Consider the following 15506-nt stretch of genomic DNA (forward strand, 5'->3'; position numbering starts at 1 on the left):
GCCAGCCGTCCGTCAGTACACGAGCGAGCCGGGTGACCGTGGTACGTCCGACAACCGAAGGGATCGAGCGCCGTGAACGCGCCAGCACTGAAGTCGAAGTGCCTGCCGACCTATCTGGTCATCGACACCTCGTCATCGATGAAATCGCACGAGAGTCTGCTCAACGACACGGTCGACCACGTGTTCGACGTGGTCGGCAACAGCCCGCGCGTCGCCGAGTTCGCACACGTCTCCATCATCACCTTCAACACGGACGCGCACGTCGTGCTGGAGCTGTCGGACATCGAGACGGTCGAGAACCTGCCCACCATCACGTGCCAGGGCACGACCAACTACGGCAAGATGTTCCAGCTGGTCAAGCAGCGCATCGACGCTGACATCAGCGGGCTGACGCACGACGGCCGCCGAGCCGTGCTCCGGCCGGCGGTGTTCATCCTCACCGACGGCGAGCCGATGGACAAGGACTGGGCCACCCAGTTCAACGCGCTCACCGACGCCTCGTGGCGCCGCAGGCCGCACATCATCTCCTACGGTTTCGGCACCGCCAACGCGACGGTGCTCGGGAAGATCGCCACGAAGGCCGCCTACCTCGCCACCGACGTGGACAAGGAGAAGGAGGCGATCGTCTCGATGCTCACCAGCCTGCTCAACACCCTCGTGGCCTCGGCGAGCGCCCAGGAGTTCCGCATCCCGGACGACGTCCCCGGGTACACGCGCGTGCCGATCGAGTTCGTCGACTGACCGAGGGCGCGAGCGGCACGGCACGCGGCGGCGCCCCGCCGCGGGCTGCCTACACTGCACCGTGTGAGCGACCTGGTCCTGATTCTGCGGTACCGCAAGGCGGTGACCTACGGGTTCCACACGCTGCTGGCGGCGCTCGAAGAGCACGTCACGCAGACGCGGTACGAGGTGGTGTTCGCGGAGTCGGCGCGGGCCACCATCGAGGCGATCAACGACCGGCCGGGGCGCAAGCTGGTGCTGTGGTCGTTCTACTCGCCGGACGCCGCCGCCCTCGCCGAGGAGCTGGCGACGATCAAGGAGCAGGCGCCCGGGGCGGTGCACGTCGCCGGCGGGGTGCACGCGACCGCGGAGCCCGTGCAGACGCTCGACGCCGGGTGGGACGTCGCGGCGGTGGGGGAGGGGGAGCGGACGTTCCTCGACCTCGTCGACAGCGGCGGCGAGCCGGAGGGCATCGCGGGGCTGGTCCACCGGGACGGCACCGGCGCGGTGCGGCGCAACGGGAAGGCGCACAAGGAGCCGCTGGGGACCTATCGGGCGTTCCCCCTGTCGTACAAGCGGATGAACCCGATCGAGATCACCAGGGGCTGCATCTACGCGTGCCGGTTCTGCCAGACGCCGTTCATGTTCTCGGCGCGGTTCCGGCACCGCAGCGTGGAGAACGTGCGGTGGCACGTGGACCGGATGCGGGAGCTCGGGAAGCGGGACGTGCGGTTCATCACGCCGACGTCGCTGTCCTACGGGACCGACGGGGAGGAGCCGGACCTCGCGGCGGTGGAAGAGCTCCTCGCGAGCTGCAAGGAAGGGATCGGCCCGGACGGGCGGGTGTTCTTCGGGTCGTTCCCGAGCGAGATCCGGCCCGAGCACATGACCGTCGAGGCGTTGCGGCTCGTCAAGCGGTACTGCGCCAACGACAACCTCATCGTCGGGGCGCAGTCGGGGTCGGAGCGCGTCCTGGCGGCCGCGAAACGGGGGCACGACGTCGAGTCGGTGCGGCGGGCGGTGCGGATCGGCATCGCCGAAGGGTTCCGGATCAACGTCGACATGATCTTCGGCATGCCGGGGGAGGACCCGGCGGACGCGGAGGCGTCGCTGCGGCTGGCGCAGGAGCTGGCGGGGCTCGGCGCCAGGATCCACTCGCACGTGTTCATGCCGCTGCCGGGCACGCCGTGGCGGGACGCGCCGCCCGGGGACGTCGACCCCGAGACGATCCGCGCCGTGTCGCGGCTCGCGCAGCAGGGGGCGCTGTACGGGCACTGGCAGAAGCAGCGCGAGCACGCCACCCGGCTCGCCGCCGCGGCGGTCGAGTACCCGCGCCCCGGCCGCAGCCGCACCCTGCTCCCGCTCGCGGAGGAGCCCCGCGGGTGAGCCCGGCCAGGACCAGGGCACCCGGGTTGTCGGCGGGCCACCGACGGCACCGCGGGCGCCTGACACGACGCGGCGCTCCGGCTGACCGCCGCCGCGAGCGATGCGGCGACGGTCAGCCGGTGGAGTGACGGCTAGCGCAGGCGGCGGCGACGGATCGTCACCAGCAGCGCCGCGCCGGCCACGATCAGGCCGAAGCCGGCGTAGAGCAGGGGCATCAGGTTCGAGCCCGTACGTCCGAGCTGGTCCTCGGCTTTCGGTGTCGTCGCCGGTACCGGTGAGGCCGGCGTACCGGAGGGCGTCGCCGGCGGGGTCGTCGCCGGCGCGGTCGGGGTGGCGCTCCCCGGCGGCTCGGAAGGGCCGCCGAGCGGCACGGTCACCACGCCGGGGGCGGCCGTCACCGTCTGGGTTGCCGTGGCGACCGTCTCGTGGCCCTCGCCGTCCTTGACGCGCACGGTCACCTTGTACGAGCCCGCCTTCGCGTACGTGTGCGTCAGCTGCCCGGTCGCGGTCGTCTCGTCGGCGGTGCCGTCGCCGTCGACGTCCCACTCGTAGGTGAGACCGGCGGCGGCGTTCGCGTCGGTCGCGGTCATCGTCGTGGGGACCCCGGCGAACGCGGCCGGCACGCCCAGCGTGACGACCGGCGCGGACGTGGCGTCGGCGAGCGACTCGAGGATCTTCGCGGCGACGTCGGCCGGGTCGCCGATCGGGGCGACCTCGCCGCCGGTCTCCGTGGCGATCGCGCTCAGCTGGGCCTGCAGGGTGGTGTCGGCGGCCAGCCCGTACAGGCGGATCGGCCCGGTCGACGACGGCGCCAGCTTGGCGGAGGCGAAGCTGCCCGCGGCGTTGAACGCCTTGACGACGTCGTCCCTCGTGTAGCCGGTGACCGCCTCCGGGTCGTGGGCGGGGGCGTCGCCGATGACGATGACGACCCGGCGGGCGGTGGGCCGCCACGCGACCCCCGCGGCGGTGATCATGCCGGAGTAGACGGCCTCGGGGGTGTCGCCACCGCCGGCCGCGATGAGCTTGTCCAGGCCCGACCGGAAGGCGGTGGCGTCGCCGGTGAGCGGCGTGACGACCCGCGCCACGAACTCGTCGCCGTGGTCGCGGTACTCGGCGAGCCCCACCTGGAAGCTGGAGGACGACGTGCGCAGCTTGTCCGCGATGCTCGCCGCGGAGCTGCGGGCGTTGGTGATGTACGGCGTCATCGAGCCGGTCGTGTCGATCGCGAACACCACGTCGAGGGCGACCTTCTCCGTCGCCGGCGGCGGGTTGTTCCGCGCCGTGCGGTACATGTCGACGATGACGGTGGCGAGGGTCCTGCGCTCCGCGGCGGCCACGCCGTAGTTGGTGTGCTCGTCGGAGTTCCACAGCAGCCGCGCGTCGCAGACCGGGTCGTGGACGTGGCAGAAGCTGTACGTGGCGAACTTCCGCCCGGCGAGCTGGTCGGGCAGCAGCGCGTCGACGTCGCCGCCCATGGTCCGGTACGCGGCGAGCAGCGAACCGCCGCCGCCGGTCGCGCCGGTGCCCTTCGCGTAGCCGGCGCCCGGGTGCAGCTCCGGGTCGCCGATGAGGAACGTGCCGGCGATCCACGAGTCGGGCGTGTACTTCAGCGCGATCCGGGCCGCGGTCGCGCCCTGGGAGTAGCCCAGCAGCACGAACCGGCGGCCGGGGCAGGCGCGGCGCGACTCGACCATGTGCTTCCAGGCGGCGGTGCCGCCCTTGCCGGCGGACTCGAGCATCTTCGCGGGCTCGGCCTTGAAGCTGAGCGGCGACAGGTTGAGGTAGTCCTCGAGCGGGATCGCCGGGTAGTCGGCGAGCGGCACGCCCCAGACGGGTGCGTGGTTGAGGTTGACGCCGTCGGACGTGGTCATCGTCCGGGCCTCGTCGACGATGCCCTTGAGCCGCGGGCCCATCCACTCGTGGGCTTCGCCGTCCTTGGTGTTCTGGTCCTCGCCGGATCCGCGGAACGCGATCACCTCGACGAGGTCGTCGCAGACTGGGGCGTGCGCGGCGGCCGGCGCCGCGCCCACCGGGGCGACGGCAGGCAGGACGGCGGCGAGCGCCGCGCAGAGTAAGACGGCGGGTTTCAACGGTAAGTGCATCTGCGGGCACTCCTCTGACGGGTCGAGACCGGGTGCGCGTGACGTCGGCGCTACCTTCGGTGAACCCGGACGAGCCTATTGAGCGTGCCCGCTGCGGACATCGGTCGTCACGGTGCGTGCGCGCCTGTTCCGGCGCGGATCCGTCACCGGGTCGGGCAGACCTGGTGTCGTTCTCCCGATCGGCCCGTGTCGCCGGGACGGCGCGGCTCGTTGATGCACGGCAGTGGCCAGCGACTGGTCACCGCGGCGCGGTGACCGGAGACCGGAGACACAACGGCCGGGCGGCCGGTCAGCTCGCCGGTGTGGTGACGGCGGCGACGAGCGCGGAGCGTGGCGAGCGGGTGCCGAGGAGGTCCCTGGAGTACACGGCGAACGTGTGCTCGGTCGAGCCGCGCAGCCCGCGCAGTGTCACCGTCGACCGGTTGGTCGTGAGGACGCGGGTCTCCGCGGCGCCGTCGACCGCCACCACCTGGTAGATCGCGTAGCGCCGGGGCTTCCAGGACAGCACGACCTGCGAGCTGGTCACGTCCAGGACCCGCACCTGCTGCGGTGCCCGGGGCTGGGAGGCGGCGCCGCTGTTGCGGTAGACGGTGGCCTCGCGGGTGCCGGTGGTCAGCCCGTTGGGGCCGGAGATGAAGCGGCGGCCCCAGGCGGTGAGCTTCCCGGCGTCGAAGTCGTCGACCAGGTCGAGGTAGCTGTACTGCTTGTCGTTGCCGCTCCACGACCAGCCGAAGTAGCCGAGCTCGCGGGCCTCCGCGAAGGCCATGATCGCGTCCTCGTCGGGGTCGCCCCACTGGTGCTCGCCGGAGAACTCGCCGATGAGGATCGGCAGGCGGCGCTCGGTGAACGAGCTCAGGTAGGAGTTGACCTTCCCGGCGGTGCCGAACTCGCCGTACATGTGGATGTCGAACAGCGTGTTGCCCTGCGGGTCGGCGTCGCGGACCTTCTCCGCGTTGTCGCGCATCACGAACGACTCGTCCTGGCCCCAGCCGGGCGCGTCGACCATGAGCGCGTTGCGGTAGCCGGCGGCGCGCAGCGCCCGGATCGCGTCGGAGGTCTGCTGCACCCAGGGCATCGTCGTGCCGTTGCCGAACGGCTCGTTGGCGATGTTGACGATGATGTGGTCCTCCGAGCCGGCGAGGGCCTCGCGGACGTCGAGCCAGAACTGGACGGCCTGCGCCATCGTCGCGGCCTTCCGGTCCTGGCCGAAGCCGGTCGTGTCGTGCGCGTCGAGGATGCAGATGAGCCGGTTCGCCTTGCACAGCCCGACGACCTTCGCGATGTCCTCGGTGCCGCTGCGCCGCCACTGGTGCCCGATGCCGAGCGGGAGCCGGACCGCGTTGGCGCCGGCGGCCTTGATCGCGGCGAACGAGCTGTTGCGGTCCGGGTACCACATGAAGTCGTGGTTGACGCCGCGCAGCACGAGGTCGCTGCCGCTGGCCTCGACGAGCCGCCCGTCGCGCACGTGGATCCCGGTGCGCGGGGCGGCCTCGGCCTCGGCATGGGCGGCCCGGGCGGGTGTCAGCAGGGCACCGGCGAGCACGGCGAGCACGACCAGGCTTCTCACGAGGCGAACCGCTACCCGGGCGGGTCCGGGTCACACCCGCGGGCAGGGTGAAGCCGCCGGACGAACCCTGCCCGGGGTCGCGCGGTCAGAGCTTGTCGAGGGCCGCGCGGAGGCGGGCGAGGGTGCGGTCGCGGCCGAGGACCTCGAGGGACTCGAAGAGCGGCAGCCCCACCGACCGGCCGGTGACCGCGACCCGGATCGGCGCCTGGGCCTTGCCGAGCTTCAGCCCCCGCTCGGCGCCGACCGCCTCCAGGGTCGACTTCAGCGACTCCGCGTCCCACGCCGCCGTCCCGAACGCCGCGATCGCCGCGCCGAGCAGGTCGGCCGCGCCGTCCTTCATCGCCTTCGCCCAGGCGGCCTCGTCGACGGCCGGCTCCGGCAGGAACGCGAAGTCGACGTTCTGCACGATCTCGGCGAGCAGCGCGATGCGGGTCTGCGCGTGCGGGGCGAGCGCGTCGAAGACCTTCGGGTCGTAGTCGGCCGGGTCCCACGGGGGAGCGGCGACCGGGGTGCCGCCGGGCGCGACCGGCGTGCCGGTCAGCCACGGCCGGCAGGCGTCGGTGAACTCCTGCGGCGTCAGGGCGCGGATGTACTCCCCGTTGAACGCGCGGAGCTTCTTCTCGTCGAAGAACGCCGGCGACGGGTTGACCTCCTCCAGGCGGAACTCGTCCTCGATCACGGACCACGGCACGATCTCGCGGTCGTTGGACGGCGCCCAGCCGAGCAGCATCAGGTAGTTGCGCATCGCGTCGGCGAGGTAGCCCTCGTCGCGGTACTGCTCCAGGGCCACCTTGTCGCGGCGCTTCGACAGCTTCTGGCGCTTCTCGTTGACCACCACCGGCACGTGCGCCCACACCGGCGGGGTCTTGCCCAGCGCCGCCCACAGCAGCTGCTGCTTCGGCGTGTTGGGCAGGTGCTCCTCGGCGCGGATGACGTGGGTGATGCCCATGGTCATGTCGTCGACGACGTTGGCGAGCAGGAACACCGCGGAGCCGTCGGCGCGGGCGATGACGAAGTCCTCGATGAGCTTGTTGTCGAACGTGGGCTCGCCGCGGACCAGGTCGACCACGACGGTCGAGCCCTCGTCAGGGGTGCGGAAGCGCAGCGCGCGGCCCTCGCCGGGGCCGAGGGACCGGTCGCGGCAGAACCCGTCGTAGCCGCGGAACTGCGGGCCGGACCGCTCCTGGATCTGCTCCCGGGTGCAGTCGCAGTAATACGCCTTCCCGGCGGTGTAGAGCTCGTGCGCGGCGGCGGTGTGCTGCTCCGCGTACGACGACTGGAAATACGGCCCCTCGTAGGTGTCGCGGGCGATGCCGATCCACGCGAGGGCGTTGAGGATGCCCTCGGTCCACTCAGGCCGGTTGCGGGCCGCGTCGGTGTCCTCGATCCGCAGCACGAACACCCCGCCCTGCTGCTTGGCATAGATCCAGTTCTGCAGGGCCGAACGGGCACCGCCGACATGGAACATCCCGGTGGGGGAGGGGGCGAAACGCACGCGAACCGTCACACCCCCAGCCTAGTGGCTGGCATTTTCGAGGTCATCCGGGATTGCGATGCCCTGCTCCAGCGCATCCTCACGGGCCGCTTCCAGCAGCCGGGCCAGGACGGTCTCCAGCAAGAGCAGCGTGTCGTCGTCGACGCGGCTCAGCAGCCGCTGCTGGGCGCGGGCGCCGCTGTCCATGATCTCGACCAGGAGCTCCTGCCCGGCGGCCGACAGGTGGAGCCGGCGGATCCGGCGGTCGTGCGGGTCCTCGGCCCTGGTGACGTAGCCGTGCGTCACGAGGCGGTCGACGATCCCGGACAGGGTGGCCAACGTCACGCCGAGGTGCCGGGTCAGCTCCTGCGAGGCGATCCCATCGTGTCGGGCCAGCAGAATAAGCACCTTGAGCTGCTGCATCGTGAGGTTTACTGAGAACAGCCGGTTGGTCCGGTCGTACGCGAACAGGGTGCGCAGACGCTGCTCGGCCGTCATCACGCGCAGCAGCAGCGCTTCCCTGTGAGTCTTCACAGGGAAGTTGTACCCCCTGTAACCATTTTGTGCGAGGCGAACGGTTAGCATCACACGAACTAACGTCTGTCTTAGCCGATCGGAAGAAGACTCCAGACATGTCGTTCCTCGCCCGGCTCAGTTTGGCGAACCGGGGGCTGGTCGCGATCATCGCGATCGTCGTCCTGGGCTTCGGCGCCATTGCCATCCCTTCGTTGAAACAGCAGCTCATCCCGTCGATCGACTTCCCCGCCGCGTTCGTGCTGGCGCCCTACCCGGGCGTGTCGCCGGACATCGTGGAGGAGCAGGTCACCCAGCCCATCGAGAACGCGCTCCAAGGCGTGCCGGGGCTGACCGACATCACCTCCACCACGCGTGAGGGGGTCGCGACGGTCCAGGTGTCGTTCGAGTTCGGCTCGTCCATCGACGACATCACCAACAAGATCCAGACCGCGATCAACCGGATCAAGTCGACGCTGCCGTCGACCGTCGACCCGCAGGTCATCGCCGGATCGACCGACGACCTGCCGGCCGTGGTGCTCGCCGCCAGCAAGTCCGGCGACCAGGTCGCGTTCGCGCAGCAGCTCGACGCGATCGTCGTGCCCGCGCTGCAGGGGATCGAGGGCGTGCGCGCCGTCGAGGTCACCGGCGCCGGGAAGCAGGACGTCGAGATCACGCTGGACCCGGCGAAGGCGTTCCCGGCCGGGGTCAACTCCCAGACGGTGACCGCCGCGCTGAAGTCCAACGGCGTGTCGTTCCCCGCCGGCACCCTCACCGAGGGCGACCGCAGCCTCTCCGTGCAGGTCGGCGGTACCCTCGCGACCCTCGACGACCTGAAGAACCTCAACGTCACGCCGACGGCGAAGCTCGGTGACGTCGCCAAGGTCGAGCTGAAGACCGCCGAGACGACGTCGATCACCCGCACCAACGGCAAGCCCAGCCTCGGCATCGCGGTCACCGCCTCGCCCGACGGCAACGCGGTGAAGATCAGCCACGAGGTGCAGGACAAGCTCGACGGCCTCAAGAAGGAGCTCGGCGGCGACGTGGCGATCACGTCCGTCTTCGACCAGGCGCCGTTCGTGGAGAAGTCCATCAAGAGCCTCAGCACGGAGGGCGCCCTCGGCCTGCTCTTCGCCGTGCTGGTGATCCTGGTCTTCCTGTTCTCGCTGCGCTCGACGCTCGTCACCGCGGTGTCGATCCCGCTGTCGGTCGTCGTCGCCCTGATCGGCCTGTGGACCGGCGACTACTCGCTCAACCTGCTCACCCTCGGCGCGCTCACCATCGCCGTCGGCCGCGTCGTCGACGACTCCATCGTCGTGCTGGAGAACATCAAACGACATCTGGAGTACGGCGAGGAGAAACGCCACGCGATCCTCACCGGCGTCCGCGAGGTCACCAGCGCCGTCGTCGCCTCCACCCTGACCACGGTCGCGGTGTTCCTGCCGATCGGTCTCGTCGGCGGCTTCGCCGGGCAGCTGTTCCGCCCGTTCGCGATCACCATCACCGTGGCGCTGCTCGCGTCGCTGCTGGTCTCGCTGACCGTCGTGCCGGTCCTCGCGTACTGGTTCCTGCGCCCGCCGAAGCAGGTCGGCGCCCTGGAGCGGGAGGCGATCCTCGCCAAGGCCCTCGACAAGGAGGAGCGCAGCCGCCTCCAGCGGACCTACGTGCCGATCGTCAGCTGGGTCACCCGCAGCCGCGGCACCCGCTGGGCGACCGTCGGCTTCAGCCTCCTCGTGTTCGTCGCGACGCTCATCCTGGCCGGCCAGCTGAAGACCAACTTCATCGACCAGAGCGGCCAGACGGAGTTCTCCATCTCGCAGGAGCTGCCGGTCGGCTCCAGCCTCGCCGTCACCGACGCCGCCACGAAGAAGGTCGAGGACCTCCTCGGGGCCCGCTCCGACATCGAGTCCTACCAGGTCACCATCGGCGCCTCGGCCGGCTTCGGCTTCGCCGGCGCGCAGGCGGGCAACACGTCCAACTTCTCGGTCACCGCGAAGGAGAACGCCGACGTCGACAAGGTCATCGAGGAGCTGCGCAAGCAGGTCACCGACCAGAAGGCGTTCGGCACCGTGAAGATCGCCGCCGGTGGCGGTGGTGGCGGCTCCACCGACCAGCTCGAGGTCGTCGTCAAGGCCAACAACACCACGGACCTGGCCACCGCGGCGAAGGCCGCGCAGGAGGCGATGACCGGCACCCCGGGCATCGCGGACGTGGAGAGCAACCTCGCGGCCAGCAACCCGCGCATCGAGGTGCGGGTCAAGCGGGACGTCGCGGCGAAGTACGGGCTGTCCGACGCGGCCGTCGGCGGCATCGTCAGCGCCGCGTACCGCGGGCAGAACCTCGCCCAGCTCACCGTCGACGGCCAGGAGCGCGACCTGATCCTGCGCTCCGGCCCGGCCCCGGCCACGCTCGACGCGCTCAAGGCGCTCGCGATCCCCGTCCAGGGCGGCAAGACGCCGTTCGTCCGGCTGGACGAGATCGCGGACGTCAAGGAGGGCGCCGGCCCGGTCGCCATCACCCGCATCGACGGCAACCGCAGCGCCTCCGTCACCGGCCGGGCCGAGGGCTCCGACCTGGGCACGGTCTCCGCGGACCTGCAGAAGAAGATCGACACGCTGACCCTGCCGGCCGGCGCGACCGTCACCCTCGGCGGCGTCACCCAGGACCAGCAGGAGGCGTTCGCGCAGCTCGGCCTGGCCATGCTCGCCGCGATCGCGATCGTCTTCATCATCATGGTGGCGACGTTCCGCAGCATCGCGCAGCCGTTCATCCTGCTGGTGTCGATCCCGTTCGCGGCGACCGGGGCGATCCTGCTCCTGCTCATCACGGACACCCCGCTGGGGCTGCCCTCGATGATCGGCGTCCTGATGCTCATCGGCATCGTCGTCACCAACGCGATCGTGCTGATGGACCTCATCAACCAGTACCGGGAAAGCGGCATGCCCGTCCGGCAGGCGGTCATCGAGGGCGGCCGGCACCGGCTCCGCCCGATCCTGATGACGGCCGTCGCGACGATCTGCGCCCTGCTGCCCATGGCCGTCGGCCTCACCGGCGAGGGCGGGTTCATCTCCCAGCCCCTCGCGATCGTGGTCATCGGCGGCCTGGTCAGCTCGACCCTGCTGACGCTGGTGCTCGTGCCCACGCTGTACACCATGGTCGAAGGCGTGAAGGAGCGCCGCCGCCTCAAGCGTGAGGGCCGGCACGCCGCCCCCACGTCCCCGTCGGAGACGGGCGGGCCGGCCGCGGTGGACGCCGAGGGCCGGCACCGCGTCGACCCGCTCGAGCCCGCACCGTCGCACTAGATCCGCACCGCACGACCGACCGGCCACCCGTCACCTCGACGGGTGGCCGGTTGCGTCTGTGCGCTCGACCGATCCGCAAGAGTTCGACGAACAGTAATGTCTGCCGTCGCGGCCCTACTCCCGGCAGGCGAGGACCCCCATGTCACTGGCGCTCAACCTGCTCGACGGCCCGGCGTTCAACGGCCTGACCATCGCGCTGACGGTCGCGAGCCTGGTCCTCGCCGTCATCTCGGCGCGCCTCGGGTATTCGGCGCTGCTACCGCCGAAGCGGCGGATCACGGTCCGGTTCGGCACCCCCGCGGCGTTCCTCCGGGCCGGGTCGCTCACGGTCCAGCACGGCGGGACGCCGGTCGCCGACCCGTTCGTGGTGTGGGTCTCGGTCCGCAACACGGGCCGGCACGACATCCCCCGGGAGCAGTTCAGCGCCGGCAGCCCCATCACGCTGGACCTGACGGTGCCGGTGGTCGAGGTGGTGAACCTCGACCCGGCGTCGGCCGGCCTCGAAGCGACCGGCGGCGGCACGTCGGTGCGCGTCGCACCCGGGCTGCTGCGCCGCAGAGCCGCGGTCCAGCTGCAGGTGCTGACGGACGGCGAGCCCGCGCTCCACCGGCACAACCTCTCGTCGCCGCTGGTGGACACCGCGCTGGTCTGGGAAGCCGTCGAGGACATCCCGGAGCGCTCCGCCCGCGACGCCCGCCGGGCCATGCTGGCGGCGCTGACGGCCTGCGTCGTGGGGGTCATCGCCTCGGTGTCGCTCATCTCCGGGACGCGACCGCTCCGGGAGGAGACCCGCGAGCTCGCCGCGGCGACCGCCGAGCTGCGGCGGGAGCTCGACACGAAGCCCGAGCTGCGGGTCACGCCGAGCACCGCGGCGCGCGACTCGGACGTGCACGTCCACGTCTGGGGGCTGCGGCCGGGCGCGCACCTGCTCGTCCGGATCGGCGTGCTGACCGTGGAGCAGGGGCGCGCCGACGCGTACGGGGAGTTCGACGTGGTGACGACGGTCAAGGACGGGCCGGCGGACTGTACCGTCGCCGTCGTCAACGTCGTCGCGCAGGAGTACGTGACGCACCGCGCCGCGATCGGGTCGCTCATCGTGGTCGGGTAGGGCGGCGCGCCACCTCACACCCGGAAGCGGCCGACCGTCTCGTTGAGGTCCGACGCCATGCGGGCGAGCGAGTCGGCGGTCGCCCGCGACTCCTCGACCGTCTGGCTCGTCGACTCGGCGGCGTCGGCGACCCCGCCGATCGTGCGGGCGATCTCGTCGGCGCCCGCGGCGGCCTCCGAGACGCTCCGGCTGATCTCGCCGGTCGTGGCGGTCTGCTCCTCGACCGCCGAGGCGATCGTCGTCTGGTAGTCGCTGATCCGGTCGGTGATCTGCGAGATCCCCTCGATGGCGGCCACCGCCGCGGACGTCTCCGCCTGGATCGTCTGGATCCGGGCCGCGATGTCCTCGGTCGCCCGGGCCGTCTCCTGGGCGAGGTCCTTCACCTCGGAGGCGACGACCGCGAACCCCTTGCCCGCGTCGCCGGCCCGGGCCGCCTCGGTCGTCGCGTTCAGGGCCAGCAGGTTCGTCTGCTCGGCGATCGAGGTGATCACCTTGACGATGTTGCCGATCTCCGACGACGACTCGCCCAGCCGGCCCACGATGCCGGTCGTCTCGTGCGCCGAGGCGACGGCCTCGCCCGCCACGGTCGCCGCGTCGCCGGCGCTCGAGGCGATCTCGCGGATCGCGGCGCCCATCTCCTCGGCGGCGGCCGCGAGGGTCTGCACGTGGTTCGACACCTCCTGGGCGGCGTGGCGCACGGCGCCGGCCCGCTGCGCCGTCTGCGCGGCGCCGCCGGCGAGGGTGTCGCCGAGACCGGCCGTGTTCCGCGACGACCCGCCGAGCGCGGCGGCGTTGGTGCTGATCGTCGTGACCGCGGTGAGCATGCTGCCGATCGCCCGGTTCAGCGCCGACGCCATCTTGCCGACCTCGTCGCGCCCGCCGACGTCGGTGGTGCGGGTCAGGTCACCGTCGGCCACCCCCTCCAGCACCCCCGTGACCCGGCGCAGCGGGCCGACGACCGCGCGGGTGACCAGCCACGCCACGCCGAGGCCGAGCAGCAGGCTGACCACCGCGCCGCTGACGACCAGCCAGTTGGTGCTGTCCCGCCGGTCGCGCAGCGCCTTCGCCTCCGCGGCGGCGGCGCCGGCCTGACCGGCCACGAGGGTCTCGAACCGCTTGTTCATGTCGTCGGTCAGCTGCTCCGACTTGTTGTAGCCGTCCCAGAACCCGTTCAGGTCGTTCTTGTCGGCGGCGGGCAGCACCTCGGTGTCGCGGATCTGCATGTACGACGCCCAGTCCTTGCGGAGGCTGTCGAGGCTGGCCGGGTCGGCGGTCTCGCCGGCATACCGCTCCATCGACGCGGCGATGGAGGCGTCGAGCTGCTGCATCTGCTCCTTGTGCTTCGCCCGCCACTCGGCGTTGGAGATGAAGTACTTCACCGTCGTGTTCAGGTCCGCCAGCACGTCCGCGCGCAGCTGGGCGAGCGTCTGCGTGGGCCGGACCCCGTCGTCGTACACGGTCTGCCCACCCGCCGCCAGCCGGTTCAGCCCCGCGATACCCAACCCGACCACGACCGCGGACGTCACCATGACGATCAGCACCGCACCGAAGAACTTCACGCCGACCGGCACGTCACCGATCCGCCCCCGCACACCTGTGGTCGCGCTCATCCGGGTGCCCTCCAAAGGGGTTACCCCACCCATCGGGCGTTTCGCCCCGGATCTGAGCTTCCCGCCCCCTCAGCGTTGCCGGATCGCCGGTCGTGCTGCTGCGACCTGCGACCGGGTGAGGGCTGTCAGTAGCGGAACGTCTGGACGATGGTGCGGAGGCTGCCGGAGAGTTCGGCCAGGCTGCCGGCGGCGCGGTCGGCTTCGGTGAGGCCGGAGGTGGTCAGCTGGACCGAGGTGGACACCTCGCCGATGGTGGAGGCGACCTGGTTGCCGGTGGCGGCGGCCTGCTCGACGCTGCGGCTCATCTCCTCGGTGGTGGCGGACTGCTGCTCGACGGCGGAGGCGATCGTCGTCTGGTACTCGTTGATCTGGCCGATGATGGCGCTGATCTCCTCGATGGCGGAGACGGCGCCGGTGGTGTCGGACTGGATGGCGGCGACGCGGCGGCTGATGTCGTCGGTGGCGCGGGCGGTCTCCTGAGCGAGGTCCTTGACCTCGGAGGCGACGACCGCGAAGCCCTTGCCCGCGTCGCCGGCGCGGGCGGCCTCGATGGTGGCGTTGAGGGCCAGGAGGTTGGTCTGCTCGGCGATCGAGGTGATCACCTTGATGACGTTGCCGATCTCGGCGGAGGAGTCGCCGAGCTTGCTCATGACGGTGTTGGTGGTGCCGGCGACCTCGACGGCGCGGCCGGCGACGGTGACGGCCTGGGTGGCGCTCTGGGCGATCTCGCGGATCGAGGCGCCCATCTCGGTGGCGCCGGCGGCGACGGTGGAGATGGCGCCGGACATCTCGGTGGCGAGGGTCGCGACGGCGGCGGCCTGGCGGGCGCCCGTGGCGGCGCCCTCGGAGCTCGCGCGGCTGGTGGTGGCGAGCTCCTCGGAGGCGCTGGCGAGGACCGCCGAGTGCTCGGCGAGGGTCGCGACGGTGCGGCGCAGGTTGCCGGTCGCGGTCCGCAGGTCGGCGGCCATCCGGCCGACCTCGTCGCGCTGGTCGACGTCGGGGTCCTGGGTGAGGTCGCCGTCGGCGACGGCGCGCAGCACGTGGGAGACGCGGCTGAGCGGCTGCACGATGAGCCGGGCGATGTAGAGCGCGAGCGCGACGGCCAGGGCGAGCGCGACGACGAGCAGGGTGACGACGGTGCGGCGGACCGAGGAGACCGTGTCGCTGAAGTCGCGCCCGGCGACGAGGGCCTGGTCGGCCCGGGTGATCTCCTTGTCGAGGAGGGTCTCGTACGACTTGCGCAGGTCACGGTTCGGCCCGAACGCGGCGGTCACGGCGGCCGCGCGGTCGGTCGTGAACAGCGTGAACTCGGCCTGGAGGGCGGCGAACCAGGCGTCGGTCGCGGCCTGGATCTCCTCGACGGCCTGACCGGACGGGGCGAGCCGGCGGGCGGTCGCGAGCTGGGCGTCGACGCCGGTCTTGCGGCCGAGGGCCTCGTCGCGGAACTGCGTGTCGCCGCCGAGCAGGTAGCCGCGCTCGTCGTTGGCGGCGGTCTTGGCGGTCAGCGCGGCGGAGTGCAGCGCCGCGATGTACGGCGCGGACCTGCCGACCTCGGTGTTGCGCGTGTCGCTCAGACCGGAGATGCCGACCAGGGCGACGATCCCGGTGGCGGCGGTCCCGGCGACCGCCACCGCGGCCACGAACAGGATCTTGGTGTACAGGCGGCGGGAGCCGAGCCAGCGGCGCATGACAGACGTCCTTTCGGATGTTCTGTCCGGCTGAAC

The 15506-nt window shown here is 71.6% G+C and carries 10 protein-coding genes; 4 read left to right on the forward strand and 6 right to left on the reverse strand.

Annotated features, from left to right (window positions below):
* Positions 1-72 precede the first annotated feature (72 nt).
* The gene (locus ACQEVZ_RS35045) at positions 73-741 is read left to right on the forward strand and encodes a vWA domain-containing protein (RefSeq protein ID WP_344506162.1); all 669 of its coding nucleotides are present in this window, start codon (positions 73-75) and stop codon (positions 739-741) included.
* A 63-nt stretch (positions 742-804) separates the two neighbouring features.
* Positions 805-2106, forward strand: coding sequence for a TIGR04013 family B12-binding domain/radical SAM domain-containing protein (locus tag ACQEVZ_RS35050; protein ID WP_344506163.1), 1302 nt, complete (start codon positions 805-807; stop codon positions 2104-2106).
* A 131-nt stretch (positions 2107-2237) separates the two neighbouring features.
* On the opposite strand, the gene ACQEVZ_RS35055 is transcribed toward ACQEVZ_RS35050, so the two are convergent.
* The 4 genes from ACQEVZ_RS35055 to ACQEVZ_RS35070 all read right to left on the reverse strand — a co-directional run bounded on the left by ACQEVZ_RS35055 (position 2238) and on the right by ACQEVZ_RS35070 (position 7783).
* Entirely contained in the window at positions 2238-4208 is a 1971-nt protein-coding gene (locus ACQEVZ_RS35055) for a cutinase family protein (RefSeq protein ID WP_433374489.1), read from the reverse strand.
* A 289-nt stretch (positions 4209-4497) separates the two neighbouring features.
* A complete protein-coding gene (locus ACQEVZ_RS35060; RefSeq protein ID WP_344506165.1) occupies positions 4498-5775 on the reverse strand; it encodes a cellulase family glycosylhydrolase in 1278 nt (425 codons plus the stop codon).
* Positions 5776-5860: 85 nt separating this feature from the next.
* A complete protein-coding gene (gene gltX / locus ACQEVZ_RS35065; RefSeq protein WP_344506166.1) occupies positions 5861-7282 on the reverse strand; it encodes a glutamate--tRNA ligase in 1422 nt (473 codons plus the stop codon).
* Positions 7283-7291: 9 nt separating this feature from the next.
* Positions 7292-7783 (reverse strand): MarR family winged helix-turn-helix transcriptional regulator, encoded by a 492-nt coding sequence (locus ACQEVZ_RS35070; protein WP_433374493.1) that lies wholly within the window; start codon positions 7781-7783, stop codon positions 7292-7294.
* Between the two features lie 98 nt (positions 7784-7881).
* On the opposite strand from ACQEVZ_RS35070, the gene ACQEVZ_RS35075 reads away from it, so the two are divergent.
* On the forward strand, positions 7882-11064 hold the full coding sequence (locus ACQEVZ_RS35075; RefSeq protein WP_433374496.1) for an efflux RND transporter permease subunit: 3183 nt from the start codon (positions 7882-7884) through the stop codon (positions 11062-11064).
* A gap of 139 nt (positions 11065-11203) precedes the next feature.
* Positions 11204-12172, forward strand: a complete 969-nt coding sequence (locus ACQEVZ_RS35080) for a hypothetical protein (RefSeq protein ID WP_433374499.1) — start codon at positions 11204-11206, stop codon at positions 12170-12172.
* A gap of 14 nt (positions 12173-12186) precedes the next feature.
* Here the strand turns inward: ACQEVZ_RS35080 and ACQEVZ_RS35085 are convergent, their stop codons facing one another.
* Positions 12187-13782 (reverse strand): methyl-accepting chemotaxis protein, encoded by a 1596-nt coding sequence (locus ACQEVZ_RS35085; RefSeq protein WP_433374502.1) that lies wholly within the window; start codon positions 13780-13782, stop codon positions 12187-12189.
* 125 nt (positions 13783-13907) lie between these two features.
* On the reverse strand, positions 13908-15470 hold the full coding sequence (locus ACQEVZ_RS35090) for a methyl-accepting chemotaxis protein (protein WP_433374505.1): 1563 nt from the start codon (positions 15468-15470) through the stop codon (positions 13908-13910).
* Positions 15471-15506: the final 36 nt, after the last annotated feature.

The sequence above is a fragment of the Dactylosporangium sp. CA-152071 genome, from assembly GCF_050936335.1.
Lineage (GTDB): Bacteria > Actinomycetota > Actinomycetes > Mycobacteriales > Micromonosporaceae > Dactylosporangium > Dactylosporangium maewongense.

Excerpts from the sequence above, each read along its gene's own strand:
- ACQEVZ_RS35055 (WP_433374489.1), bottom strand. The coding sequence starts at position 4,208 with ATGCACTTACCGTTGAAACCCGCCGTCTTACTCTGCGCGGCGCTCGCC.
- ACQEVZ_RS35075 (WP_433374496.1), top strand. The coding sequence starts at position 7,882 with ATGTCGTTCCTCGCCCGGCTCAGTTTGGCGAACCGGGGGCTGGTCGCG.
- ACQEVZ_RS35080 (WP_433374499.1), top strand. The coding sequence starts at position 11,204 with ATGTCACTGGCGCTCAACCTGCTCGACGGCCCGGCGTTCAACGGCCTG.
- ACQEVZ_RS35085 (WP_433374502.1), bottom strand. The coding sequence starts at position 13,782 with ATGAGCGCGACCACAGGTGTGCGGGGGCGGATCGGTGACGTGCCGGTC.
- ACQEVZ_RS35090 (WP_433374505.1), bottom strand. The coding sequence starts at position 15,470 with ATGCGCCGCTGGCTCGGCTCCCGCCGCCTGTACACCAAGATCCTGTTC.